22 protein-coding genes are annotated in these 24,179 nt (G+C 71.5%); 11 read left to right on the forward strand and 11 right to left on the reverse strand.

Going from position 1 to position 24,179, the window contains the following annotated elements; translation table 11 throughout:
* The first annotated feature begins 62 nt into the window (after positions 1 to 62).
* The 3 genes from ACLII4_RS14035 to ACLII4_RS14045 all read left to right on the forward strand — a co-directional run bounded on the left by ACLII4_RS14035 (position 63) and on the right by ACLII4_RS14045 (position 4,476).
* Positions 63 to 536, forward strand: a complete 474-nt coding sequence (locus tag ACLII4_RS14035) for a GNAT family N-acetyltransferase (protein WP_412068025.1) — start codon at positions 63 to 65, stop codon at positions 534 to 536.
* Between the two features lie 168 nt (positions 537 to 704).
* Positions 705 to 2,249, forward strand: a complete 1,545-nt coding sequence (locus ACLII4_RS14040; protein ID WP_412068026.1) for a hydroxymethylglutaryl-CoA reductase — start codon at positions 705 to 707, stop codon at positions 2,247 to 2,249.
* A gap of 133 nt (positions 2,250 to 2,382) precedes the next feature.
* On the forward strand, positions 2,383 to 4,476 hold the full coding sequence (locus ACLII4_RS14045; protein WP_412068027.1) for an AarF/UbiB family protein: 2,094 nt from the start codon (positions 2,383 to 2,385) through the stop codon (positions 4,474 to 4,476).
* Between the two features lie 140 nt (positions 4,477 to 4,616).
* Here ACLII4_RS14045 and ACLII4_RS14050 read toward each other — a convergent pair whose 3' ends face one another.
* The 4 genes from ACLII4_RS14050 to ACLII4_RS14065 form a co-directional block, all read right to left on the reverse strand.
* Positions 4,617 to 5,150 (reverse strand): SPOR domain-containing protein, encoded by a 534-nt coding sequence (locus tag ACLII4_RS14050; protein WP_412068028.1) that lies wholly within the window; start codon positions 5,148 to 5,150, stop codon positions 4,617 to 4,619.
* A gap of 40 nt (positions 5,151 to 5,190) precedes the next feature.
* A complete protein-coding gene (gene deoC, locus ACLII4_RS14055) occupies positions 5,191 to 5,859 on the reverse strand; it encodes a deoxyribose-phosphate aldolase (RefSeq protein WP_412070569.1) in 669 nt (222 codons plus the stop codon).
* Between the two features lie 234 nt (positions 5,860 to 6,093).
* Positions 6,094 to 7,491, reverse strand: coding sequence for a sigma-54-dependent transcriptional regulator (locus ACLII4_RS14060; protein ID WP_412068029.1), 1,398 nt, complete (start codon positions 7,489 to 7,491; stop codon positions 6,094 to 6,096).
* 102 nt (positions 7,492 to 7,593) lie between these two features.
* Entirely contained in the window at positions 7,594 to 8,574 is a 981-nt protein-coding gene (locus ACLII4_RS14065; RefSeq protein WP_412068030.1) for a diacylglycerol/lipid kinase family protein, read from the reverse strand.
* Between the two features lie 34 nt (positions 8,575 to 8,608).
* Here ACLII4_RS14065 and ACLII4_RS14070 point away from each other — a divergent pair, with 34 nt between their 5' ends.
* From ACLII4_RS14070 to ACLII4_RS14090, 5 genes are all read left to right on the forward strand, one after another.
* Positions 8,609 to 9,490, forward strand: a complete 882-nt coding sequence (locus tag ACLII4_RS14070; RefSeq protein ID WP_412068031.1) for an ABC transporter substrate-binding protein — start codon at positions 8,609 to 8,611, stop codon at positions 9,488 to 9,490.
* 149 nt (positions 9,491 to 9,639) lie between these two features.
* Entirely contained in the window at positions 9,640 to 10,683 is a 1,044-nt protein-coding gene (locus ACLII4_RS14075; RefSeq protein WP_412068032.1) for a FecCD family ABC transporter permease, read from the forward strand.
* A 495-nt stretch (positions 10,684 to 11,178) separates the two neighbouring features.
* Positions 11,179 to 12,015, forward strand: coding sequence for a HipA family kinase (locus ACLII4_RS14080; RefSeq protein WP_412070570.1), 837 nt, complete (start codon positions 11,179 to 11,181; stop codon positions 12,013 to 12,015).
* On the forward strand, positions 12,012 to 12,422 hold the full coding sequence (locus ACLII4_RS14085; protein ID WP_412068033.1) for a DUF3037 domain-containing protein: 411 nt from the start codon (positions 12,012 to 12,014) through the stop codon (positions 12,420 to 12,422). The genes ACLII4_RS14080 and ACLII4_RS14085 overlap by 4 nt, the downstream gene beginning before the upstream one ends.
* 36 nt (positions 12,423 to 12,458) lie before the next feature.
* Positions 12,459 to 13,244, forward strand: coding sequence for a hypothetical protein (locus tag ACLII4_RS14090; RefSeq protein WP_412068034.1), 786 nt, complete (start codon positions 12,459 to 12,461; stop codon positions 13,242 to 13,244).
* A 14-nt stretch (positions 13,245 to 13,258) separates the two neighbouring features.
* Here the strand turns inward: ACLII4_RS14090 and ACLII4_RS14095 are convergent, their stop codons facing one another.
* From ACLII4_RS14095 to ACLII4_RS14115, 5 genes are all read right to left on the reverse strand, one after another.
* Entirely contained in the window at positions 13,259 to 13,708 is a 450-nt protein-coding gene (locus tag ACLII4_RS14095) for an SRPBCC family protein (RefSeq protein WP_412068035.1), read from the reverse strand.
* A gap of 47 nt (positions 13,709 to 13,755) precedes the next feature.
* Positions 13,756 to 14,286 (reverse strand): GNAT family N-acetyltransferase, encoded by a 531-nt coding sequence (locus ACLII4_RS14100; RefSeq protein WP_412068036.1) that lies wholly within the window; start codon positions 14,284 to 14,286, stop codon positions 13,756 to 13,758.
* A 66-nt stretch (positions 14,287 to 14,352) separates the two neighbouring features.
* The gene (locus ACLII4_RS14105) at positions 14,353 to 14,475 is read right to left on the reverse strand and encodes a hypothetical protein (RefSeq protein WP_412068037.1); all 123 of its coding nucleotides are present in this window, start codon (positions 14,473 to 14,475) and stop codon (positions 14,353 to 14,355) included.
* Between the two features lie 96 nt (positions 14,476 to 14,571).
* A complete protein-coding gene (locus tag ACLII4_RS14110; RefSeq protein WP_412068038.1) occupies positions 14,572 to 17,337 on the reverse strand; it encodes a GH116 family glycosyl hydrolase in 2,766 nt (921 codons plus the stop codon).
* A 142-nt stretch (positions 17,338 to 17,479) separates the two neighbouring features.
* Complete coding sequence (locus ACLII4_RS14115; protein ID WP_412068039.1) at positions 17,480 to 18,100, reverse strand: superoxide dismutase; 621 nt, start codon at positions 18,098 to 18,100, stop codon at positions 17,480 to 17,482.
* 56 nt (positions 18,101 to 18,156) lie between these two features.
* On the opposite strand from ACLII4_RS14115, the gene ACLII4_RS14120 reads away from it, so the two are divergent.
* From ACLII4_RS14120 to ACLII4_RS14130, 3 genes are all read left to right on the forward strand, one after another.
* Positions 18,157 to 18,909 (forward strand): sulfotransferase, encoded by a 753-nt coding sequence (locus ACLII4_RS14120; protein ID WP_412068040.1) that lies wholly within the window; start codon positions 18,157 to 18,159, stop codon positions 18,907 to 18,909.
* A gap of 2 nt (positions 18,910 to 18,911) precedes the next feature.
* Positions 18,912 to 20,978: an alkaline phosphatase family protein gene (locus tag ACLII4_RS14125; RefSeq protein ID WP_412068041.1), complete on the forward strand. Its 2,067-nt coding sequence runs from the start codon at positions 18,912 to 18,914 to the stop codon at positions 20,976 to 20,978.
* 92 nt (positions 20,979 to 21,070) lie between these two features.
* Positions 21,071 to 22,003: a T9SS type A sorting domain-containing protein gene (locus tag ACLII4_RS14130; RefSeq protein WP_412068042.1), complete on the forward strand. Its 933-nt coding sequence runs from the start codon at positions 21,071 to 21,073 to the stop codon at positions 22,001 to 22,003.
* Between the two features lie 86 nt (positions 22,004 to 22,089).
* On the opposite strand, the gene ACLII4_RS14135 is transcribed toward ACLII4_RS14130, so the two are convergent.
* Both ACLII4_RS14135 and ACLII4_RS14140 read right to left on the reverse strand, forming a co-directional pair.
* Complete coding sequence (locus tag ACLII4_RS14135; protein WP_412068043.1) at positions 22,090 to 22,638, reverse strand: hypothetical protein; 549 nt, start codon at positions 22,636 to 22,638, stop codon at positions 22,090 to 22,092.
* Between the two features lie 37 nt (positions 22,639 to 22,675).
* On the reverse strand, positions 22,676 to 24,154 hold the full coding sequence (locus tag ACLII4_RS14140; protein ID WP_412068044.1) for an NADH-quinone oxidoreductase subunit N: 1,479 nt from the start codon (positions 24,152 to 24,154) through the stop codon (positions 22,676 to 22,678).
* Positions 24,155 to 24,179 lie beyond the last annotated feature (25 nt).

Genomic DNA, 24,179 nt, shown 5'->3' on the forward strand with positions numbered 1-24,179 from the left:
CCACGCCCGGCGCCGCGAGCGGTTTGGCGCCGCTAGCTTTTCCGGGCCCTCCCGACCCCGCCATGCCGTCCGTCCGCCGCGTCCCCGCCGCCGTCGTCCGTCCCCTGCGCACCGCCGTCTTGCGCCCCGGCTGGACGGACCGGCTGGCGACCTACGACCAGGACGACACCGTCGCCGTCCACATCGCCGCGTTCCGCGACGGGGCGACCGAGCCCGACGGGGTGGGCACGATCTACGCGGAGGCCCCGCCCGCCGAGCACTGGGGCGAGTTGCCGGAGGCGGCGTACGCCGACGGCGCGGCGTGGCGCTTGCGCGGCATGGCCACCTCGGCGGCGACGCGGAGCAGCGGCCTGGGCCGGCTCGTGCTCGAAGGCTGCTTCGATGCGATCCGCGACAGCGGCGGCCGCTTTCTGTGGTGCAACGCGCGGCTCGGAGCCGTCCCCTTCTACGAGCGGCTGGGGCTGGCGACGGTCGGGCCGGAGTTCGACATCCCGGAGATCGGCCCGCACTTCGTGATGTGGACCGAGGTGGGGTGAGCAGGCCGAGCAGTGCAGTGACCTGCCGACGTCGGCGCCAGGCGACTCCCTGGCTGTCCGCGCCCCATGCCCTCCCGTCCCACGCACGCGCGCCGTGGCAGCGGCGCTCGCGGCGGCGCCTGCACACGGATCACGCTAGCTTCACACCACCTCCCTCCCCTGCCTCCGATGAAGATCCCGTCCCTCGTCCTCCGCCAGCTCTACACGAACGGGAGCCTGACCCCGACGGATGCGGGGATCGCCTTCACTCTAAAGAACCGGCTCACCGACGCCAAGCTGACGGGTCTGGAGAGTGTGACCTACGACGGCATCACCGTTCCGGCCGAGAAGCTCACGCTCATGCTCGACGACGCGAGCACCCGGCCGGCAACCTCCATCTCCACCGCGAACCCGGTCGACTTCCCGCTCCGCCGGATCGTGACGGTCCACGTGCCGGGGGTCTCGGGCGAGGAGGGGGTCCACGAGATCCGGCTGGCGTTCGCCATCGAGGGCATGGGGTCGCTGAAGTTCAAGGTCAAGGACTCGATCGCCCCCCCCCGGCCGGACCGGGTGACGGTCCCCCGCGACCGGCAGGACGACTACTCCGACGCCGCCATCGCCGAGCGCCAGGCGTTCGTCGAGGCGTACACCGGTGCCAGCTTCGAGCACATCAAGAAGCACTCGTTCGACCCGCACATCCTGACGGGCAACATCGAGAGCTTCATCGGGGTCGCGCAGGTCCCGCTGGGGGTGGCGGGGCCGCTCCTGGTCAACGGGGAGCACGCCCAGGGCGAGTTCCTGATCCCGATGGCGACCGCCGAGGGCACGCTCGTGGCCAGCTACAACCGGGGGATGAAGGTGCTCAACCTGTCCGGCGGCGTAAAGTGCACCGTGTCCGACGACTGCATGCAGCGGGCCCCGGTCTTCATCTTCGAGGACGCGCGCGGCGCGCGCGACTTCAAGGTGTGGCTGGCCGAGAACTTCGACGAGATCGCCCGCCAGGCCGAGTCGACCACCTCCGTCGGCAAGCTCAAGAACATCGACACGTACCTCTCGAACCACTTCGCGTTCAGCCGCTTCAACTTTACGACGGGCGACGCGGCCGGGCAGAACATGGTCGGCCGGGCCACCTTCGCGGCCTGCTCGTGGATCTTGGAGAACAACGACACGATCCGGCGCTTCTACCTCGAGTCCAACTTTGCGACGGACAAGAAGGCGTCGATGGTCAACATCATGAAGACGCGCGGCAAGCGGGTCACGGCCGAGTGCAAGATCTCCGGGGACGTGCTGCGCGAAGTGATGCGGGTCGAGCCGAAGGGGCTGGCGTACCACTGGGGCGTCGCCGCCGGCATCGGGTCCGTGCTCTCGGGCGCCAACAACAACGGGCTGCACTCGCCGAACGGCATCACGGCCATGTTCATCGCGACGGGCCAGGACGTGGCCAACGTCTCCGAGTCGAGCGCGGCGATCCTGTACGCCGAGCACACCGACGACGACGACCTCTACATGTCGATCACGATCCCGTCGCTGATCGTCGCCACCTACGGCGGCGGCGTGGGGCTGGCGACCCAGCGCGAGTGCCTGGAGATGATGGACTGTTACGGGAAGGATCGTGTCCACAAGCTGGCCGAGATCATCGCCGGCGTGGTGCTGGCGGGCGAGATCAGCCTGGCCTCGGCGATCTCGTCGAACGACTGGGTGTCGAGCCACGAGAAGTTCGGCCGCAACCGCTAGGGCCCCTACGGATGCCTGAGGCCGGCACGGGCGGTGGGGCACGAGGCTTTCCTGTCCCACCCGTCGCTGGCGACGCGCGCCCACCGCCGCTGTCTAGGCGGAGCCTTCGACCTCCTCGGCGGTACACTCGGCCATGGCCGACTCTCCCCTCCCGTCCCCCGACGACGCACCGCTCGACCCGAGAACCGGGCCGCGCGAGCCGGTGCCCGTGTCGGAGATCGTGGACGAAGCGGGGGCCTCAGCGCCGACGGCCGACGAGGGTCCCGGCGCCGCGTTAGAAAGGGACGGGCCGGTCGGCGGCGACGGCCAGGCGACGGCCGCGACCCCCGAGGCCGGCGACGAGCGCCCGCCCGGGCCGGCAGGCAACAACCCGACGGCGACCGTCCACGCCAGCGCTGCGCCCGGCCCGGTCAAGGCCTCGTCCCTCCTCCCCTCGCCCCGCACCCCCCGCGCCGAGACCGAGCAGGCCGTCGCCGCCGACCTCCGCCGGCTGGCGCGAATGCGCCGCCGCTCCGGGACCTTGGACGTGCCGGCCCTCGACCCCGGGACCGAGGCGGCGCGGGCGGCCGGCTTCGAAGTGATGGACGTGGGCGAGCCCCCGTCGCTCGTCAAACGCTACTTCACGACGCTACGCCACGCCGTCGGGCTGGTCTACGGGACGGCCGTCGCCGTCGCCCGCGACCGCGATCAGTTTGCCTGGGTGAAAGGCTTCCCGCTGTTCCTGATCAAGCTGGCGGCGTTCTTTGTCAAGCCGTTCGTGCGGCGCGACATCCGGGGCCTGCCCATCGAGCAGCAGCTGCGGCGGCGGCTAGAGATGCTGGGGCCGACGTACATCAAGCTCGGCCAGGTGCTCGCGCTCCGCGAAGACCTCCTCCCACCGTCGATCACCGAGGAGCTCAAGAACCTGCTCGACCGGCTCCCGGTGATGCCCTTCCCCGAGTACCTCGACCGGATCGCCAAGGGGCTCGGCCGCCCGGTCGACGAGATGTTTACCGAGATCGACCCGAAGCCGCTCGGCAGCGCGTCGATCGGCCAGATCCACGCGGCCACGACCGTCGAGGGCGACGACGTGATCCTGAAGGTCGTCAAGCCGCACATCTACGTCATCCTCAAGCGGGACGCGCGGCTGCTGGGCTTCTTCGGCTCCTTCCTGCAGGTCTTCTTCGCGCGGTACCAGCCCAAGAAAGTGCTCGACGAGTTCGCCGAGTACACGCTCCGGGAGGTCGACCTCCGGCGCGAGGCGGAGAACCTCGAGCAGATGACGCTCAACTTCGCCGACCAGCCCGACATCCTCTTCCCGACGGTCTACCGCGCGTACTCGTCGCGGCTCGTGCTGACGATGGGCCGCTTCCGGGGCATCCGGCCGGACACCGAGGCGAGCCGCGCCCTCCCCCTCGACGCCCGAGAGCGGCTCGTGGACCTCGGCGCGCTGGCAATCATCCGGATGCTCTATCAGGACGGGTTCTTCCACGCGGACCTGCACCCGGGCAACATGTTCGTGCTCGACACCGAGCCCGACGACCACGGCCGGATCCACCCAAAGGTGGGCTTTATCGACCTCGGCATGGTCGGCTTCTTCGACGGGGACCTCCGCCGCACGTTGCTGTACTACTTCTTCTCGCTCGTCACAGGCGACGCAGAGAACGCGGCGCGGTACCTCGCGAGCGTGTCGCAGCCCGGCAAGAACGCCGACCCGCGCGGCTTCCAACGGGCCGTCGCCGAACTGTGCCGGCGGTTCTACCGGGCCCAGCAGTACGGCGAGGTCAACGTCGGACAGCTCATCATGGAGTCGGTCGGGCTGGCGGGGCAGTACCGGATGTACTTCCCCGTCGAGATGGTGCTGATGACGAAGGCGCTGGTGACCTTCGAGGGCGTCGGGCAGACGCTGTTGCCCGGCTTCGACGTGGCCGAGGTCAGCCGCTCGCACGTCAACAAGCTCTTTTTGAGCCAGTTCAACCCCGTCGCGCTGTTGAAAGAGAGCTTCCGCGGCGCTCCCGAGTTGGTGGACCTGATCGTCAAGAGCCCGACGCTGCTGGCGGAGGGCATCCGGTTTATCGAGACCCGCGTGCGCCACCCCCAAGCCTCGCCGCTGGCCGGCCTACGGACGGCCCTGCTCTCGGGCGCCAGCCTGGTGGCCGGGACGCTGGCGGCGTCGACGGGCGGGCCGTGGTTTTTGTGGGGCCCGCTGTTCGTGCTCGCGGCCGGCTTCGCGATGAAGCGGAGCTAGGCGCCGGACCAAGCGCTCCGCAGGCGATGCGCTGGCTCCGGATGGGCTGCTCGGCCACCTCGACGCGGAGCCCGTCCTCCCCGACCGGGCCGGCGACTCGGACCCTCTCAGGATCACGACATGGCGTTTCCGCCCAGAGCTTAGCCGTCGATCGTGACCAAGTCCGGCACGAGGAACGCCTCGGGGAACTGGCGGCGGACCACCGCCAGCGCCGACTCCGCCTGCTCGCGCGTGGCGAAGGCCCCGAGGCGGACGCGGTAGTACGGCTGGAGGTAGGCCACCATCGCGCCCAGCTCACGCGGGTTGCCGCCCTGCTCGGTCCACCACGAGACGGCATCGTCGCGAACGCGTTCGGCGGCGGCGCGCGTCGAGCCGGAGAAGATCTGGACGCGGAAGCCCTCCACCTGGCGCGGCTGCGGGTCCTGCGGGGCGGGCGGCCCGGCCTCCGTCGGCACGACCACACGGCCCGCCATCACGCCCGGCGGCACATCGTGGACCACCTCGGTGACCGGCTCCGGCTCCGCATCGTAGCCGGCCGGGTCGAAGGTCTCGTAGGCCGGGTAGCCCGACGCCGGGGTCTCGCCCGTCTCGGGCGGCGCCTCCGGCGCGGCGGGGCCGACGGCGGAGCACGCTGCGAACGACAGGCTGAGGGCGACGAGGAGAGCGGTGCGCATGGAAGGGAGCGGTGCGAGAAGAGGGGCCACCCCTCGCTCGTTAGTACGAGGCGTCCGACGTGAGGCCCTTCAAAATAGCAACGCCCGCGCTGGCGCCGAGCCGCGTCGCGCCCGCCTCGACCATCGCGTAGGCGTCCTCCGCCGAGCGCACGCCGCCCGACGCCTTGACGCCCATCGTCGGGCCCACGACCCGCCGCATGAGCGCCACGTCTTGGGGACTGGCGCCCGACGAGGCGAAGCCGGTCGAGGTCTTGACGAAGTCGGCGCCCGCGTTCTGCGACAGCACACACGCGATCACTTTCTCCTCGTCCGTCAGCAGCGCCGTTTCGAGAATGACCTTGACGGTGCGGCCCTGAGCGGCCTCCACGACTGCGCGGATGTCGGCCTCAACGTCGGCGTAGCGCTCGCTCTTGAGGAGCGCGATCGCGATCACCATGTCGATCTCCTCGGCCCCGTCTCGCACGGCCTGCTCGGTCTCGAACGCCTTCACGGCTGTCCGGTTGGCCCCGTGCGGGAAGCCAATGACGGTACACACCATCGGGGTCGTGCCGGCCAATTCGGCGGCGGCGACGGGCACCCAGACGGGGCTCACGCACACCGACGCGAAGCAGTACTCCCGAGCTTCGGCGCAGAGTTCGCGGATGGCGGCCTCCGTCGTGTCCGGCTTCAAGACCGTGTGGTCGATCAGCCGCGCCAGCGGCGGGGCCAGGGCGCAGGCGTCGGCGGGGCCCGTGGCGTCGGCGCGCAGGCCGAAGCGGGCGGCGCCGGCGCCGACCATCCGCTCCAGCGCGGCCGATAGGTCGCCCGTGGCGGGGGCGGCGGGGGCCCCGGAGGCCCCAGCGAGGCGGTCGGCGAGCGCGGCTTTCTGCTGGTCGGTCATGGGGAGTGTGCGGCGTGGAAAGTGCGGCGAGGAACGGTCAACGCCGCCCGTTCGCCCCTCGACTTACGCCGTCATCTCTTCGATCTCGGCGTCGAGGTTGTAGCGCTTGCGCTTTTCCCAGAGCGTCTTCTTCGAGATGCCCAGGAGCTTGGCGACGTCGGAGTACGACGAGTTGCGGTTGTTGGCGAGCGTGTGCTTGATGTACTCGTACTCGAGGTCTTCGAGGCTGGCGCCCGCGCGGTAGCGGAACGTGTCCGCGTCGGAGGCCGCGCCGTCAAAGGCGTCGGTCTGCAAGAGAACGAGATCGGAGGCGTCGAGCGTCGCGGACTTGGCGAAAATCATGGCCCGCTCCAGGACGTTGCGGAGCTCGCGCACGTTGCCCGGCCACGAGTGCCCGACCATCTTCTCCTCAGCGCCCTCGGTGAACCCGTCGAACGACTTGGCGAACTCCTCGGCGAAGCCCGCCGCCACCTTCTGGGCGATCGCGAGGGCGTCGCGGCCCATCCGGCGGAGCGGGGGCAACTCGATCGACACCACGTTGATCCGGAAGAGCAGGTCCTTGCGGAACGCCTTCTCGGCCACCTTCTCCTGCAGGTTGGCGTTCGTCGCGCAGACGATCCGCGTCGTCACCTTGATCTCGTCCGTCCCGCCCAACCGGCGGAACTGGCGGCTTTCGAGGAAGCTCAGCAGCTTCGACTGCAACGGGAGCGACATCGAGTCGATCTCGTCGAGGAAGAGCGTCCCGCCGTCGGAGACCTCGAGCAGGCCCGGCTTGGCGGCGCGGGCGTCGGTAAAGGCCCCCTTCTCGTAGCCGAAGAGCTCCGACTCCAGCAGGTTGTCCGGGAGCGCGGCGCAGTTGATCTCCATGAACCGCCCGCCCGACCACTTCGAGGCGTAGTGGAGCGTCTGGGCCACCAGGTTCTTGCCCGTCCCGGTCTCGCCACGCACGAGGACGGTCGTGTTCGGGATGTCCGCCAGCGTCTGGATCGTGTCGCGGACGACCTGGACCTCGTCGCTCGTCCCCAGGATCTTGCCTACGTCGTGCTTCTTCTTGCGGGTCTTCTTGATCTCCTGCAACTCCTTTTTGTCCTCGTAGAGGTCGAGCGCCTTCGCCAGGAGGGCTCGCATCTCCTCCAGGTTGACGGGCTTCTGGAGGTAGTGGAACGCGCCCAGCCGCATCGCCTCTACGGCCGTCTGCACCGACGAGTGGGCGGTCATCACGATCACGGGGATCGTCAGGCCGCGCTCGCGGAGCGCCTCGATCAACTCCATCCCCGACACGTCGGGCATCATCAGGTCCGTGAGGACGAGGTCCGGGGCCTTTCCGTCGTCGATGGCCTGGAGCAGGGGCTCGGCGGAGGTGAACCCCTGCGTCGCGTACCCGTCTCGGGTGAGGACCTTGGCGAAGAGCTCGCCGATCTTGGGGTCGTCGTCGACGACATAAATACGTTTCTGGCTCATATCCGGGGGAAAGGAGGCGTCCAGGGCGGGCTAGATGGTACGAATCGTAACGCTTGCGCCGCCAGAGTTTCGCCCGGAGGGGCGCCGGGACCTGGGCCCCGCCTACAGACGCCGAACCGAGCCGGCGAGGGACGACGGCCCACTGGAGTGCGACCCCGCGTCGCGGGTGTCGAGGCGGGGCGCGAACACGGACAGCGCGTCGGGGTCGATGGTGACGGAAAAGGCTCGGGCGTCGGTGGTGAGCACCTCGCCGTCGGCCTGGATCGCGAGGGGGCCGTCGGAGGCGAGCGAGAACCGGACGGTCCGCGCCATCGAGACCTCCGGCGCCGAGACGTGCCCCCCGGAGAACGTCAAGGGCAGCAGCCGGAGCGCGCGCGCGGTCGGGAGCTGGCGGACGAGGCAGACGTCGAGCAGGCCGTCGTCGGGGACGGCGTCCGGGGTGAGCAGGAAGCCCCCACCGACCGAGTGGCCGACACCGACCTCGACCAAGAACAGGCGTCCGTCGTAGGCGATGTCGGCCCCCTCCGCCTCGGTGCGGACGTGGGGCGCGAGGGCCGGCCACTGGCGCAGCGTACGGAAGACGGCGGCGAGGTAGGCGGCCCGGCCGCCGAGCCACTTCGTCTCGCCCGCGATGCCCGCGGCGTGGCCGTCGAACCCGGCGCCGACGGCGTTCGCCACGACGCGCCGGTGCTCCCCGCGGGCATCGGTCCACGCCAGCCGCCCCACGTCGATAGGCCGCGGGCGGGCCGTCACGAGTTGGCGGGCGGCCGCCTCGGGCGACGTCGCCATGCCGAGCGCGTTCGCGTAGTCGTTCCCGGTACCGACAGGGATCACGCCCATCGTCCCTGCGGTCCCCGCGAGCCCATTGGCCACCTCGTGGACGGTCCCGTCGCCGCCCGCGACGACGACGGTGGCGCCCTCGGCACCCAGCTCGCGGGCCCACCGCTCGGCGTCCCCGGGCACGGCGGTCGTGCGGATGGTGGCCTCGATGCCGGCCTCGACGAGGGCCCGCCCAATACGCGCAGCCAACGACCGCGTGCGGCCGCCGCGCGCCGCGGGGTTGAGGAGGACGTGGGCCGTCATGCCCGGGTAACTTAGCCGCGCCCGCCCCCCTGCCATGCCCCGCTTTCTCCTCCTCGCGCTGGCAGTCCTCGCCGCCTGCGCCCCGCCCGCGCCCGGCGACGTGGTCGACGACACGGGTCGGACGGTGGCGCTCGACGCCACGCCCCGGACCGTCCTGCCGCTGGCGCCCAATATCACGGAGCTGGTGGCCGCCGCGGCGGGGGTCGACCGGCTCGCAGGCGTCGCCATCAGCGACGACTTCCCGGCGGGCGTGGCCGAGCGGCCCCGCTACCAGTCGTACCCGCTCGACCTGGAGGCCGTCGTGGCGCTGGCGCCGGCCCTCGCCATCGGGGCCGAGAGTGTCAACCCGGGCGAGACGGCCGACGCGCTCACGGCGGTCGGGGTGCCGACGTACCTGTTCCGCTTCGACCAGGTCGCGGACGTGCCGCGCGCGCTTCGGACGCTGGACACGCTGCTGGCAGTGTCGGGCGGGGCGGCCGTGGCGGCCGCCTTCGAGCGCCGCGTCGCCGCCGTGGCCGACGCGGTCGGCCCGTACACCAAGCCCCGCGTGCTGCTCGTCGTCGGCGACGAGACGCTGTACGCCTTCGGCCGCGACTCGTACGCGAGCGAGTTGGTCCGGCTGGCGGGCGGCGACAACCTGACGGACCTCTACCCCGGCGCGGCGGCCCAGCCCAGCGACGAGGCGGTGCTGGAGATGGCGCCCGAGGTCATCTTCGTGCTCGCGGGCGCCGACTACGACCCACGCCGCCTGGTCGAGCGCCACCCGGCGTTCCTGTCGCTGCCCGCCGTGCAGAACCGCCGGGTCTACGGCATCGACCCGGACGTCATCAGCCGCCCCGGGCCGCGGCTCGTGGATGGCCTAGAGCGGCTGGCGCGGCTTCTCCACCCCGAAGCGTTTGCAGCGGGCGCAGCGTAGCGCGCAGAGTGGGTTCGGGGACTCGTCGCCGGGTGCCCTGAGCGCGGGAACGGGAAAAGAGGAGCGAGGAATGGGGCGGACGCCGGACTGACGCGATGCGCCCGCCGACGGGCGCGTAGTCTCCGTCCCCGCCCGCCCCTCCCCTGACCGTGCCTCCCTCCCCGACCCTGCCCGCGACCCGCCCGATGCGGCTGGGGCCGATGGCGATCGGGGCGCTGCTGCTGGCTGCGACGGGGCTGGCGGTGGCCGCGAGCCTGATCTGGGGGAGCGCGGACCTCGGGCCCGCCAGAGTCTGGGCCGCGCTCACCGGCGGCGGGTCGGACATCGACCGGACCATCGTGTGGAGCCTGCGGGTGCCGCGGACGATCCTGGCGCTGTCGGTTGGCGGCGGGCTGGCCGTCGTGGGCGTGGCGATGCAGGCCCTCGTCCGCAACCCGCTCGCGGAGCCGTACATCTTGGGTGCGTCGTCGGGCGCGAGCGCGGGGGCGGCGCTGTTCTACCTCGGGTTCGTGCCGGCCGTCGTCTCGCGGGCTGTGTCGATGCCGGTCGCGGCGACGGCCGGGGCGTGGCTGGCGGTGCTCGCCGTGTTCGCGGCTGCGAAGCGGGGCCCGACGTTGTCGACGACGCGGCTGTTGCTGGCGGGCGTCGCGATGTCGGCGCTGCTCGGCTCGGTGACCGCATTCATCACCTACGCGAGCCCCGAGCCCGACAAGCTGCGGGCCGTCCTGTTCTGGCTGCTCGGATCCCTCGCGGGGGCGCGGTGGGACCGGGCGATGCTGCCAGCCGTCGTGGCGCTGGCGGCGGGCGGCGGGCTGTGGCTGCTGGCGCGGCCGCTCGACCTGTTGACGACGGGCGAGGAGGCGGCTGCGTCGCTGGGCGTGCCCGTCGAGGGGCTGAAGCGCGCCCTCGTGGCGCTCGCGGCCGTGGTCACGGGGGTGCTGGTGGCGTCGGCGGGCGTGATCGGGTTCGTGGGGCTGATCGTGCCGCACGCGGTCCGGCTGGTGGCGGGGGCCACGCACCGGCGGCTGGTGCCGCTGGCGTTTGTGGGCGGGGCGGTGTTCCTGCTACTGGCGGACCTCGCCGCGCGCGTCGTGCTGCCCGGTCAGGAGGTGCCGGTCGGGGTGCTGACGGCGATCTGCGGAGTGCCGTTTTTCCTCGCACTGCTGCGGCGGTTCGGGGGCGGGCTGGCGTAAGGCGCAGGAGCCCGCCTCACTCGTTCCTCCTCGGGCGCGAGGTGGGGCGTACCCCCGGCATCCGCACGCCCAGACGCGCAAACGGCTTGCGCTGGGCATCCAAGCCGTCCCTCATTGAGATATCGTTTGAGAAAGAACTCAGCCTCCTCGGTGCGTCCCCTCTCCTACTGGGAGAGGGACGGCGTGGGCCGCTGAGGCGCCATCCGAGTACCGACGGATGGGTCCCCGCCTTCGCGGCAATAACTCAACGATGGGAGACGGACCTCGCCAAACAGTCTCTGAGCTAAGGGGACGATCCGCACAGCGTCGTGGGCATTCGAGCGGGAGCGTTTCGGTGAGGTCCCCAACGCCACACGCAAAGTGCCGCGCGGACGAGGGGATCCGCCGAGCGAGGCGCTCCACCTTTTGCGCCTCGGGCACGAGGCGGGCAAGCCGTTCCTGCAATAGCGGAAGTCCACCGGAACCCGACGGCCGCCGCGCCGTGAGCCGCCGGTGATCGAGACCTACTCCGCCCTCCGCTACGTCACGCCGCTCCGCGAGGGGGGCTCGCTGCCTGCGCTCGTCGAGACGGACGGCGGGCTGTTCGTGGTCAAGTTCCGGGGCGCGGGGCAGGGCGCGAAGGCGCTGATCGCCGAGGTCATCGTCGGGCGGCTGGCTGAAGCGCTGGGCCTCCCCCTTCCCGCCCTCTCGGTCGTGACGCTGGAGGAGGGGTTCGGCCGCGCCGAGCCGGACCCCGAGATCCAGGACATCCTGCGCGCCAGCGGGGGCCCTAACGTTGGGCTCGCGTTCGTGCCGGGCGCCTTCGCCTACGACCCCGTCGCCCACGCCGACTTGGTCGACCCGGAGGTGGCGGCGGGCGTCGTCTGGCTCGACGCGCTGACGACCAACATCGATCGGACGGCGCGGAACCCGAACCTGCTCGTCGCCCGGGGCGACGACGGCCCGGCGCTGTGGCTCATCGACCACGGCGCGGCGCTGTACTTCCACCACGACTGGGCGACCGTCGACGGCGCGCGCGCCGCGACGCCGTTCCCGGCCATCCGCGACCACGTGCTGCTGCCGGTCGCGGCGTCGCTGCTGGCGGCCGACGGCCGCCTGGCGCCGCTGGTGACCGAGGCGGTCGTGGCCGACGCACTGGCGGCCGTGCCGGACGCACTGCTCATGGACGCACCGCCGGGCCGTGAGGCCCCGTTCGAGACCGCCGAGGCGGGCCGCACCGCCTACGCCGACTACTTCCGCCAGCGGCTCGCCGGGCCCCGCGCGTTCGCCGAGGAGGCCGCGCGTGCTCAGGCCCAAGCGCCCGACACGTCGGCACTCGCGTACCGGCGATGAGCGCGCGCCGAGCGTTCGACTACGCCCTGGTCCGTGCGGTGAGCGTCCCGACCGGCGACGCGGTGACGCTGGGCGCCGTGCTGAGCTGCCGTCAAGCTGGCTTTTTGGGCTGCGCCCTTGGGGACACGGCCGACGCCGCGACTCGCCTGGGCCTCGACCGCGACCTGCTTGCACGGGCCGTCGCCGCCTTCGAGACGGTCGCCCGGGGAGGGCCCGCGGCCGGGCCCATCGGGCGGCTGCCCCCGTCGGAGCGGTTCCACTTTCTCACGGCCACCCGGTCGACGGCCCTCCAGACGCTGCCCGTCCGGACGGGCTTGACCGACGACCCTGAGGCCGCGCTGGCCCGCGTGGCGGGCGACCTCGCCGGAGGTTCTCAGGGCGCTCGGAACCCCCGGACGCGCCTCTAGCGTCTAGTCCGCCCCCTTCCCGACGACCCCTCTTCCGTGTCCGACGCAGACCAGGCCCCCCTCGACCCCGACACCGTTGCCGCCTTCGACGGGGCTGCCGCCGAGGCCTTCGCCACCCGCAAGGCTCGACTCAGCCGCGTGCTCGTCGGTGGCGAGACCGGGGTGCTCTACGAGTCGCTGGCGCTCTTCGCCGAGCCCCTGTTCGGGCTCTACGACCTCGACGCCAGCGACGCCTTCCGCCTCAGGGCCGAGCCCGACGCCGTGGGCGACGACACCGTCGCGCTGCTGGAGACGGCCCGCGTGCTGTGGGCCTTTTTCTCGCTGCCGCCCGCGCAGCGCGCGCACCAGCGCACGGCGCTCGCGGCCCAACTCGTCGGCGAAGAGGTCGGCGACGACGAGATGATGGGGCTCGACGGGCTCCTCGAAACGGCCGAGATCCACTGGCAGGCCATGCTCCCCGAGGAGATCGAGATGGCGCAGCAGACCGGCCATCCGGTCGTAGGGTTCGAGGACCTGCTGCACCACCCCGCGTTCCGCGTGGGGATCGAGGCAGAGGACGCGACGCACGCCGGCTACGGCCCCGACGGGCTGTCCGAAACGGAGGCCCGCGCGCTCTTCGCCCAGCCGCTCCTGGACGACCCCGAGGTGCTCCTCGATGCCGAGGCCTTTGAGAGCGCTCTCGCCCGTGCCGACGACTATTGGTCGCTGGCGCGCGACGGCGGCGACCCGAGCACGTACGCCTCCGAGACGGATGCGGATGCCGAGGAGGCCGAGCGCATGGCCGCCCGCTTCGCCGAACTCTTCCCAGAGCACGCCCGGTAGGTGGGGCCGGGCCGCTAGCGATCCGCCAGCGACGCCGCGAGCCCGTCGAGGCCGGTGTCGAGGGTGCGCTGCATCCGGCCGCGCATCAAGCCGCTGAAGGGGCCCAGCAAGCCTTTCATCCGGTACCCGAAGTCTTGCGTGAGCCGCGTCCCGTCGCCGTCGGCCACGAAGGTGAACCGGCTCTCGACCGCGTGCATCGGCAGGGTTGTGGCGATGACCTCGAGGGCGAATGAGCGGCCGGCCTCCCAGTCGGTGATGCGTTCGGTGAGGGTGCCCTTTGGAGCCACGTGGCAGCGCCGCGTCGTGCCGACGCCCTGGCGTTGGTCGCCGACCCACTCGGAGCGTTCGATGGCCGGGTTGTAGCTGGCGACGTCACCGAAGCCGCCCGCAACGGCCGCCCAGACGGTCTCGGGCGGGGCGTCGTAGACGTGGACGGCGGTGAGGTGGGTCAGTGGCTTGGCCATGGCATGGGGGAGGGTGCGTCGCCAGCGTACGGCACGCCGCGTCCCCGCTACGCCAGAGGCTTGCGCATCCGGGCGACCGGTGCCTCCACCCTGCCGGGCAGGCGCAGTACGAACCGCTCGACCACTTCGAACCCACCCGCACGATAGAGCGGCTCGCCAGGCGCCGTCGACACCAACTCCAGCACCGCGAAGCCGTGCGCTCGCGCGGCGTCCTCGCACGCCGCCAGCAGGCGGCGGCCCAGGCCCCGGCGGGCCTGCGTTGGGTCGACGAAGAAGGCTCGGATGCGGGCGGGCTCCCTGAGCGGATCGAGGAGCGGGTCCGGCCCGGCCTTCGCTTGGTCCCCTCCGAACAGCGTGCGCCGCCGGCTCCACCCGCCGCACGCGATGAGCACGCCGCCATCCTCGATCACGAAGTATGTCCCGTCGGTGACAAGTTGGGAGTCGACGCCGAAGACGTGGACCGTCAGCGCGGCCGCTTGGGCCTCGGTGTAGCCGTCGCGCAACTCGCGCCCCGACCGCTCGATGAGGGCGGCGAGAGCGGTGACATCATCGGGCGTGGCGGCGCGAAGCGTGGACATGGGCACACGAGGTGGAGCGCGCAAGCTCTCACCGGTCCCCTTTCGAATCCACTTGCCCGGTCGACGCTACTTCTTACCCGGAACGTGCTTGGCGTCCTCGGCGGCCTTCTTCTTGGCGCGGGCGTCGTCGGCCTTGTGCTGTTTTTGGCCAGCCTTCTTCTGAGCGGACTTGGGAGACTTGTCACCCATGATGGATCCTCGGTAACGTGGACGAACAGTCGGAACGATGCGCCAACGTACGCGCCCCGTCCGCCCATCCGGCCCGGGGCCAGGAATTGAGGCGCGCTACGCCGGCACGGCGACGTGGCCCAGCACTTCGTGGAGCAGATCCGGGCGCGAGCACACAGACGGCGCCACGACGACGATCCGCGCGCCCGTGTCGGCGTTCGCCAGCAGCGCCGCACACGGGTAGCGCTCCGTGCGCGGCCCCGTCACCAGCGGCGTCGTGCGCTGGGTGAACGCGAGCGGGGTGAAGGCCCACGGCTTGCGGACGGTCCAGTCGGTGTAGACCACGCCCACGGGGTGCTCGGCATCGACGACGACCTCGCCGTCGACGTCGAAGACGCCGCGCGCGTCGGTCTCGAAGCCGAACAGCCCGAGCCCGTGCTCCCACGGCCGGAAAAGCGGGCCGTCGCCCCAGTAGACCGTGCCGGTCGGGGCGGGCGCGTCCATCGTCTCGTCGAGGCGCGGGCTGTAGTCGCGCCAGGCGCCATCCTCCCACAGCTTCCACCAGAACATCCCCGCCTGCTCGCCCATCTGGGCGCCCCGGTGGTAGTGCGCCGTGATGTCGATGCGCGGGAAGCGGGGGCCCAGGAGGAGCATCGAGCCGCCGCGCGCGAGCAGGCCGTCGATGGCGTCGGGCACGGAAGCGCCGCCCTTCGTCCGGTGCGGCAGTTCGTTGCCGACCAGGACCAGCCAGTCGCCCGGACCCGTCAGCCCGTCGATCTCGTCGACGGCCACGTGGTGGACGGCGCCGAAGTACTTGGCCGTGGAGCGGACGAAGTCCTGCAGGACGGGTGCGAACAGGCGCGGGTCGTCCATGAGGTGGGGCCGGGCGACGACGGCAGGGGGCGGGAGGGGCGGCATCGCGAGCTCCCCGCTCCACACGCGCTGCGGCGCGTAGGCGACCTCGACGGTGTGCCGCAGGCGAGGGGCAACGGCGATCCGCAAGATCAAGCTGGCGCCGTCCTCGACGCGCTCTGGCTCCACCTCGGTGCCGTCGACGACGACCCGGTCGACGGCCTCGCGCGGGGGGACGCGGAGTTCGAGGGTTTCGACGGCCGTTGCGTCGAGCGTGACCGCCAGCCCGGCTTCGGTTTGATCGAGGGTGAGGCGCCCGGCGACCAGGTCGATGTCGGCGCCCCACGTCTCCCACGTGCGGGGGACGGCCGGCGCCAGGCGGAGGGTGCGCTCGCCGGGCTCGCGGACGCTGAGGCCGAGCATCCCGTACTGCACGGCGTCCAAGAGCGCGCCGGAGCCGGTGATAAAGGCGTGGCCGACCACGTCGTCCTGCTCGCCGGTGTCGGGCTCGAGGTACTCCTCGCACAGGCCGGGGAGGGTGGGCCGGGCGTAGGTGTCGACGATCTTCGACAGCACGTGGAGACCGCCCTCGGCATCGAAGGCCTGAAAACGGGCCTTGGCTTCCAACGCCATCCACCACGGCCACACCTTTCCGTTGTGGTCGTTGTCGGCCTGGAGGTAGCGCATCGGCGGGTCGACGGTGATCGTTCCGTAGGCCCGCCACAGCCGCTCGCGGATGGTGCGCAAGGTCTGGTAACGCTCGTTCCCGCTGGCGACCTTTTCGACGACCGCGAGGGCGTTGTCGGCCAGCATCAGCGCGGTGTCCGGCACGCCCCACATCACGGCGTTGTCGAAGTAGCCCGCCTCGTTCCAGAAGGCGTCGTGGATCGACTGGCGCGAGCGGTTCGAGAGGTCGAGAAAGCGCTCGGCGTCGTCCTCCCGGCCCAAGGCGTCGCAGACGAAGGCCATCCGGCGCAGGGCCGCGAAGTACAAGACGTTCGAGTACAGCGTCCGCTGCCCCTCGGGCAGGCGCAGGAAGCGGCTGTGGTCCATCCACTCCGTCACGTCGGCGACGAGCCCGTCGTCGTCGGCGTCGCGGGCGATCCACTCCTCGACCCAGGGCTCGAAGGCGGGCACGATGCGGGCGAGCCAGTCGCGGTCGCCGGTGTGCTTGAAGACGCGCCAGACGAGCTTGAGCACCCAGCCGAGCGCTTCGGCCGAGCCGCCCTGGCTCGTGTCGTCGGAGACCTTGAGGCCCGACGGTGGGTGCGTGCCGTAACGCTCGGCCTCGTAGTCGAGCGTCGCCAGCACGGGGTCGATGAGCCCGGCCGCGATGCCCCCCGGCCCGAAGCCGGAGCCAAAGTCGCGGCTCCAGACGTCGCGCCAGCGGAACACGTCGCAGACCAGCTTCGAGCCCTCGCCGCCCGGCGCCCCCGTCGCGTCGGGCGTCCAGTCGTAGCCCAGGACGAGGTGGGCCTTGGCGAACTCGACGGCGCGGTCGAGGTCCGGGGCAGGCGTCCGCAGGCGCAAGCCGCGCTCGGCCGTCCGCTCGGCCCACGCCTCGACGGCGACGAACGGGTCGGCGATGGCCGCGATGGCGTCGGGGTCGCCGAGCAGAAACGCGCCGCGCCCGCCATCGGCGAGCGTCAGCGTCCGCTGGTGGTCGGCATCGACCTCGGCAGGGTCGCCGGCAGAACGCGTCGCGTCGTCGGGGACCCACACGACTGCCACCCCGTCGCCGTCGCCGTCGAGCGCCAGCGACCACGTCCCCGCGCCCTCTACCAGCACCGCGAAGACGACCGCGTCGGGTTGGGCCGCCAGCGTCACAGCCCCCCGGTCGGTCTCGTAGCGGACGCGCCCTGGCTGGACAATCGTGCGCGGCTCCGCCAGCGGCTCGCCGTCGAGCGTCAGCCGGTAGGCCTGGGCCGGGCCGGCAAAGACGAACCGGCCTTCGGAGGCCGTCACGCGCGCGATCACGCGGCCGTTGCCGACGACGGTTTCGACGTCGGAATCAAACGAGAGGGGCAGCATCCGGGGGGGCGGAGAGGGGCCGAAAGCTAAGCGCTTCCACACGCGGCCCCGTCTCGTACCGCCCGCTCATGCCCCGCCCGAACGACGCGCGCCCCGCCCGGACAGACCGGGCGGGGCGCGCCGAGCCGGAGGGGCGAGCGGCCTAGCCGAGCTGGGCCTTCGCCTCGCGGTATCGGCGGTCGCACTCGTCCCAGTTCACGACGTTCCAAAAGGCGCTCACGTAGTCGGGGCGCCGGTTCTGGTACTTGAGGTAGTAGGCGTGCTCCCAGACGTCGAGGCCCAGGATGCCGACGTGGCCGTGGAGCGCGGGGCTGTCCTGGTTGGGCATCCCGTGGAGGTGGAGTCCGTCCTCGGCGCCGTAGCCGAGCCACGCCCAGCCTGACCCGAACTGCGTCTTGGCGACCGTCTCGAACTGCTCCTTGAAGGCGTCGAACGAGCCGAACGCGTCGGTGATGGCCGTCGCCAGCTCGCCGGTCGGGGCGCCGCCACCGTTGGGCGACATCGTCGTCCAGAAGATGCCGTGGTTGAGGAAGCCGCCGCCGTTGTTTCGGACGGCGGTCTGCTTGTCGACGGGCAGCGCGTCGAGGGTCGCCAGCGTCTGGGTGATGGGCTGGTCGGCCCACTCGGTGCCTTCGAGGGCGGCGTTGAGCTTGGCCGTGTAGCCGGCGTGGTGCTTGCCGTGGTGGATCCGCATCGTCTGCTCGTCGATGTGGGGCTCCAGGGCGTCGTAGGCGTACGGGAGGGGCGGGAGCTCGAAAGCCATGGTCGGGGTGGGGAGTGGACTAGCTTCAACGGAGTCCCCCCGCTCCCGTTTCCGCCGTGCCCACACCCGACACTCCCCTCTCGAACATCCCGTCCGCCGGGTCGCTCGGACTGCTCGCGTACGGCTGGCGGGGCGTGGTCGCGTGGCGCTCCGCGCGAGGGACGGTGTGGCGCGAGGACCTGCGCCGCGAGTTCGGCGGCGGCCAGGCCGACGACGGCCCGACCCACGAGCCGGACCCCGACGCGTTGGCCGCGGCCACCGTCGTCGTGGTCTCCGGGCTCCCCCGCACGGGGACCTCGATGATGATGCAGATGCTGACGGCGGGCGGGCTCCCGGCTTACACCGACGGCGCCAGGGAGGCCGACCCCAGCAACCCACGAGGCTACTACGAGCACGCCAGGGTGAAGGGCCTCGCCCGGGACCGGGCCTGGGTGCCAGAGGCCGACGGCCACGTCGTCAAGGTGGTGGCCCCCCTCCTCCCCTTCCTTCCCCCGGGCGCGGCCTACCGCGTGGTCCTCATGGACCGGGACCTCGACGAAGTGCTGGCGTCGCAGGCGGCCATGCTCGCCGAGAGCGGACACGCCCCCGCGCCCGCCGACGTCCTCCGTACCGTCTTCGAGCAGCGCCTTGCCGCGGCCCACGCCTGGGCCGACGAGACGCCCCGCGCCGAGCTCCTTACCGTTTCCTATCCCGAGGCCGTCGCCGATCCGGCCGGCGTGGCCCGGCGCGTCGCGGACTTCGTCGGCGGCCTGGACCCGGGCCCCATGGCCGCGGCGGTCGACGGCTCCCTCCATCGCCAGCGCTCCTGACCATGCCTCGTCTCGCCAACCGCGTCCTCGTCATCGGCTGGGACGCCGCAGACTGGGACGTCATCCGCCCACTCATGGCCGCGGGGAGGATGCCGGCCCTCGCCGGCCTCGTCGACCGAGGCGTCCACGGCAACATCGCGACGCTCGACCCACCCTTCTCTCCGATGCTCTGGACGAGCATCGCCACCGGAAAGACGGCGGAGAAGCATGGGGTCGTCGGGTTTACGCAGCCCAAGGCCGACGGGGACGGCGTGCAGCCCGTGCTCGGGACGTCGCGCACGGCGAAGGCGTTCTGGAACATCGCCCACCAGTCGGGCCTGCGGTCGAACGTCATCGGGTGGTGGCCGAGCCACCCGGCCGAGCCGGTCGACGGGGTGATGGTCTCGAACTTTTTCCACCGCATGCGCGGGCCGGTCTGGGCGCCGGACCCGCCGACGCAGGGGGCCGTGCACCCTCCGGAATTGGCGCCATTTCTGGAGGCGCTCCGTGTCCACCCCGACGAGATCACGCCCGAGATGGTCATCCCATTCGTGCCGTCGTTCGCGGAGGCGCCGCCCCAGAACGACGGCGAGCAACGGGCCGCCGACGCCATCGCGCGGATGCTGGCGGAGACCGCCACGGTGCACGCGGTCGCGACGTGGGCCATCGAAGAGACCGAGTGGGACCTGACCGCGCTGTACCTCGACGGGATCGACCACTTCAGCCATTCGTTCATGGCCTACCACCCGCCGCAGCAGTCGTTCGTCCCGGACGACCTGTTCGCGCGGTACCGCGAGGTCATCGAGGGGATCTACCGGTTCCACGACATGATGCTCGGCCGGCTGCTCGCGCTCGTCGACGACGACACGGCGGTCGTGCTCGTCTCCGACCACGGCTTCGAGTCGGGGCCGCGGCGGATCCCCGAGATCCCAGACGAGCCGGCGGGCCCCGCGGCCGAGCACCGCGACTTCGGGGTGTTCGTGGCGGCCGGCCCGGGCATCTGCTCGGGCGAGCAGGTCTACGGCGCGAGCCTCCTCGACGTCACCCCGACATTGTTAACGATCCTCGGGCTCCCCGTCGGGGACGACATGGACGGCCGGGTGCTCACGCCCGTCTTCAAGCACGAGGACATCGTCGAACGAATCCCGTCCTGGGAGGACATCGCGGGCGACGCCGCCCGCCTGGACGCCGACGCGAGCGACCCGTGGGCCGACCAGGCCGCGATGGACCAGCTCATCGCCCTGGGCTACGTCGATGCTCCCGACGACGACGGGACCGTGACGGCGGCCGTGAGCCGGCAGGAGTCCGCGTACTACCTCGCCCGGGTGTATCTGTCCAAGGGGATGCCCGGCGAGGCCGTCGGGCTTGTGGAGCCTGTCTGGGAAGAGGTGCGGGCCGAGCGCTATGGGTTCACGCTCCTGCAGTCGTACGAACAACTCGGCCGCGTCGACGACGCTTTCTCCCTCTGCGACGAGCTCGAGGAGCTGGTCCGGGAGGAGGGCCGTGCACCTGACCGGCCGGCCCCCGGGCTGGACCTTGTGCGCGGCCGGCTCTATCTCGCGAACGGTGAAGGCGATGCCGCCGTGGCGATGCTGGAACGAGCGGCCTCGGTGGCCGGGACGGCCGGCCCCTTCCTCCGCACGTTGGGCGAGGCCTACCTGGCCGTTGGGCGGCTGGACGAGGCCGAGGCCGTACTTCACCGGGCGGCCGAGGCCGACCCGGAGCAACCCGCTACCCTCCGGCTGCTCGCCCACGTGTTCCTGTTGACGGACCGGGCCGAGGACGCTCGGGACCTGATGCTGAACGCGCTCGCGCTCCGCTTTTTCGACCCGGCAGGTCACTACTTGCTTGGACAGGCGCTCATGGCCACGGGGCAGCACGAAGCTGCCGCTCAGGCGTTGGAACTGGCCTTTGCGCAGCGCCCCACGCTCGCCTCCGCTCGGTTCCTGCTCGCTCAAATCTATCGCGACCATCTTGACCGGCCGATCGACGCCGCGCGTCTGCTGGCGGGTGCCCCCTCCGAGGCCGAGGCCCGCTCGGTCCCCCAGCGGCCGGAAGACCGGGAGGTGGTCAAGGCCGAGCGAGGCTAACCAACGGGAGCTTGAGACCTGTCAAATCACGGGTTGCCATGAAGCCGTCGTGCGGTGTACCCTACGGAGCCCTAACTCCCTCCCCCTCCAGCATGAATACTCGCTACTCCACTCCGGACTCGCCGTCCGGCGACCGGCTCGCCGCCTACTCCGCCGCTGCGGCCGGCGCGCTTCTCGCGTTCGCACCTGTGACGGCCGATGCCCAGATCATCAGCACGCAGGTCGACGAGCCCCTGACGACGGGTGCGACCCGCGACTTCGACTTCGACAGCGACGGGAAGGTCGACGCCACACTTGTGCTCGACTCGCCGCAGGCCGGGTTCACCCGCGCCCTCATCTCGACGGATGAGGCGAACGGAGGGGGCGTGGTGGGCATGGGCCCCGTGACCACCAACTACAACTACTTCTACGCGGCGAAGCTCAACATGGGCGACCCGATTTCGGGGACCAACACGATCCAGAACACGAACGAGTCGCGCAACGACTTTTTGCTCACCAGTTCGTTCGGCGGATCCCCGTACGGAAGCTGGCAGGGCGGCGCCACCGACAAGTTCCTCGGCGTCCGCTTCCGCGCCAACGCCGGCAGCACGAGCGAGACGACGCACTTCGCCTGGATCAAGCTGGACGTCGCCAACTCCACGCAGGCGCGCCTGAAGGGGTTCGGCTTCGAGCAGACCCCGAACTTCCCGATCAACGCGGGTGACGTCGGCACGGCGCCCCCGCCGCCGCCGACGGCCACCGAGCCGGACGCGCTCGCGGAGGGCTACGCCTTCACGCCGGTCGCCCCGAACCCGGTCACGGGCCGCTCGACCTTCGAGGTCACGGTCGCCCGTACGGAGCAGGTCAAGATCGACGTCGTCGACGCCCTCGGCCGCACGGTCCGGACGCTCCACGACGGCGCGCTTGCTGGCGGCCAGGACAAGGAGATCGCCTTCGCCTCGGACGGGCTGCCCACGGGCATCTACGTCGTCCGCGTGGTCGGCGAGTCGTTCGACACGACGCGGACGGTCTCTGTCGTCCGCTAGCTCCCGCAGGGACGGTACTGTCGACGCCCGGCGCCCTCGCGGTGCCGGGCGTCGCTCGTTTGAGGCCTCCCAGCAGACGGAGCGGACTAGGCCAGTGCGTCGAGCATCCGCTGGCGGTCGCCGCCCGAGAGGCGCCCCAGGGCCACCAGGCGGTCAAGGGCGTCCTCCACGGCGCGGCGGTCGGTTGCGCCGTCGGCGGTCGGATCCGGTGCAGGACGTGGGGCGGCGACGAGCACCTGCTGCAAGAACCGCTCGACGTACTCGGCGGCGCCCGCCTGCGCGGAAAAGTCGAGCGTCTCGGTCACCGTCGCTCGCGCGCGGTTGAGGTCCACGAGGACCTCCTTCCCCCCCAGCAGCTTGCGCTTGGCGCGGACGCCGACGATGTCGCCGTAACGGACCGTCCGCGCGGCCTGGAGGTCGTTGTTCTGGAAGACGAACCGGTCGGCCAGAAACACGGCGCCGTCCTTGGCGGAGCCCAGGCGTGTCGCGTCGAACAGCGCTACTACGTCGGCGGGGTCCACGTCGGGCGCGTAGTCGGCGAGGGCCGCGCGGAGCTTGGCCGGCGGGATGTCCGGGGTGACGTAGAGCCCGAGGTCGGGGGCCGTCGGGAGGTACTCGCGCAACAGGTCGGTCATGCCCGTGGGACGCGGACCGCCGGGCGCGGGTCCCGCGCTACGGGAGCGTCGTCGCGACGGCGTCGACGGCGTAGGTGGCCGTCGTGACGTCGATGACGTGGCCGGGCAGGATGCCGAGCACGAGGAGCGCGAGCGCGCACACGGCGACGACGGCGGCCGTCGCGCGGCCGACCGGGAACGGCTGCTGCGCGTTTGCGGGGGCCTCGTCGGGGCTCTTCATCCACATCACGACGAGTACGCGGAGGTAGTAGTAGCCCGAGACGACGGAGGCGAGCACGCCGACGATCGCCAGCCACGTCAGCCCGGCGTCGACGGCGGCGGCGAAGACGAGGTACTTGCCGATAAAGCCGGCGAGCGGCGGGAAGCCCGTCAGCGCGAACATGAACACGCCCATCATGACGCCCAGGAACGGCTTGCGGTAGCCGACGCCCGCCAGGCTGTCGAGGTCCTGGTCGGCGCCCTGCTCCGAGTCCCACTCGAGCGCGCCCATCACGCCGAAGGCGCCGACGTTCATCAGCGTGTACGCCAGCAGGTAGAACAGCGCGGCGCCGTACCCGACCACGCCGGCCGCCAGCCCGGCCAGGATGTAGCCCGCGTGGGCCACCGACGAGTACGCCAGCATCCGCTTGACGTTCGACTGGACGAGCGCCACGACGTTGCCGACCACCATCGTGATGGCGGCGACGATCGCGAGCGTGAGCTGCACGGTCCCGTCGACCAGGTCGGGCGGGAGCGCGCGCGCGAGCACGACGGCGAGCGCGGCGAACGTAGCGGCCTTCGAGGCCGTCGACATGAAGGCGGTCAGCGAGGTCGGGGCGCCCTGGTACACGTCGGGCGTCCACATGTGGAACGGGACGGCGGACACCTTGAAAAAGAACCCGACGAGGAGCAGGCCGACGCCCGCCAGGAAGAGCCCCGTCTGGCCACTCGCGGCGACGCCGGGGGCGAGCTCCGCGAGCTGCATCGTGCCCGTCGCGCCGTAGAGGAGGGCGAGGCCGTAGAGGAAGAAGCCCGTCGAGAAGGCGCCCAGCAGGAAGTACTTCAGCGCGCTCTCGTTCGCCGTCGACTCCTCGCGGACCAGGCCGGTGAGGACGTAAAGGCAGACCGACATTGTCTCCAGACCGACGAACAGCGTGACCAGGCTGCCCGCTGAGGCGAGCGTCATCATCCCGGCCGTGGCAAACAGGATGAGGGCGTGGACCTCGCCGTAGTTGCGGCCCAGGCGCGACAGGTAGGGCACGGTGAGCACCAAGCTGCCGACGGCGCCGATCAGCACGACGATGTTGGCGACCGCCGCCGCGCCGCCGACGTACACCTCGCCCTCGAACGCGGTCCCGCTGGCGCCGACCTGGAACCCGGTCCACAGCGCCGCCGCCGCCATGCCGAGGCCGGCGATCCAGGGGATCATCGCGTCGTCGTTGCGGAACGCGTCGAGGACGACGACGATCACGCCGAGCAGGGCCACCAGCAGGATGGGGCCGGTCGCGGCGAGGTCAGCGGGGAAAGAGTCGTACATCGAGAGTGGACGGGAGTCCGATGGG

It is taken from the genome of Rubrivirga aquatilis, assembly GCF_046845665.1.
Taxonomy (GTDB): domain Bacteria; phylum Bacteroidota; class Rhodothermia; order Rhodothermales; family Rubricoccaceae; genus Rubrivirga.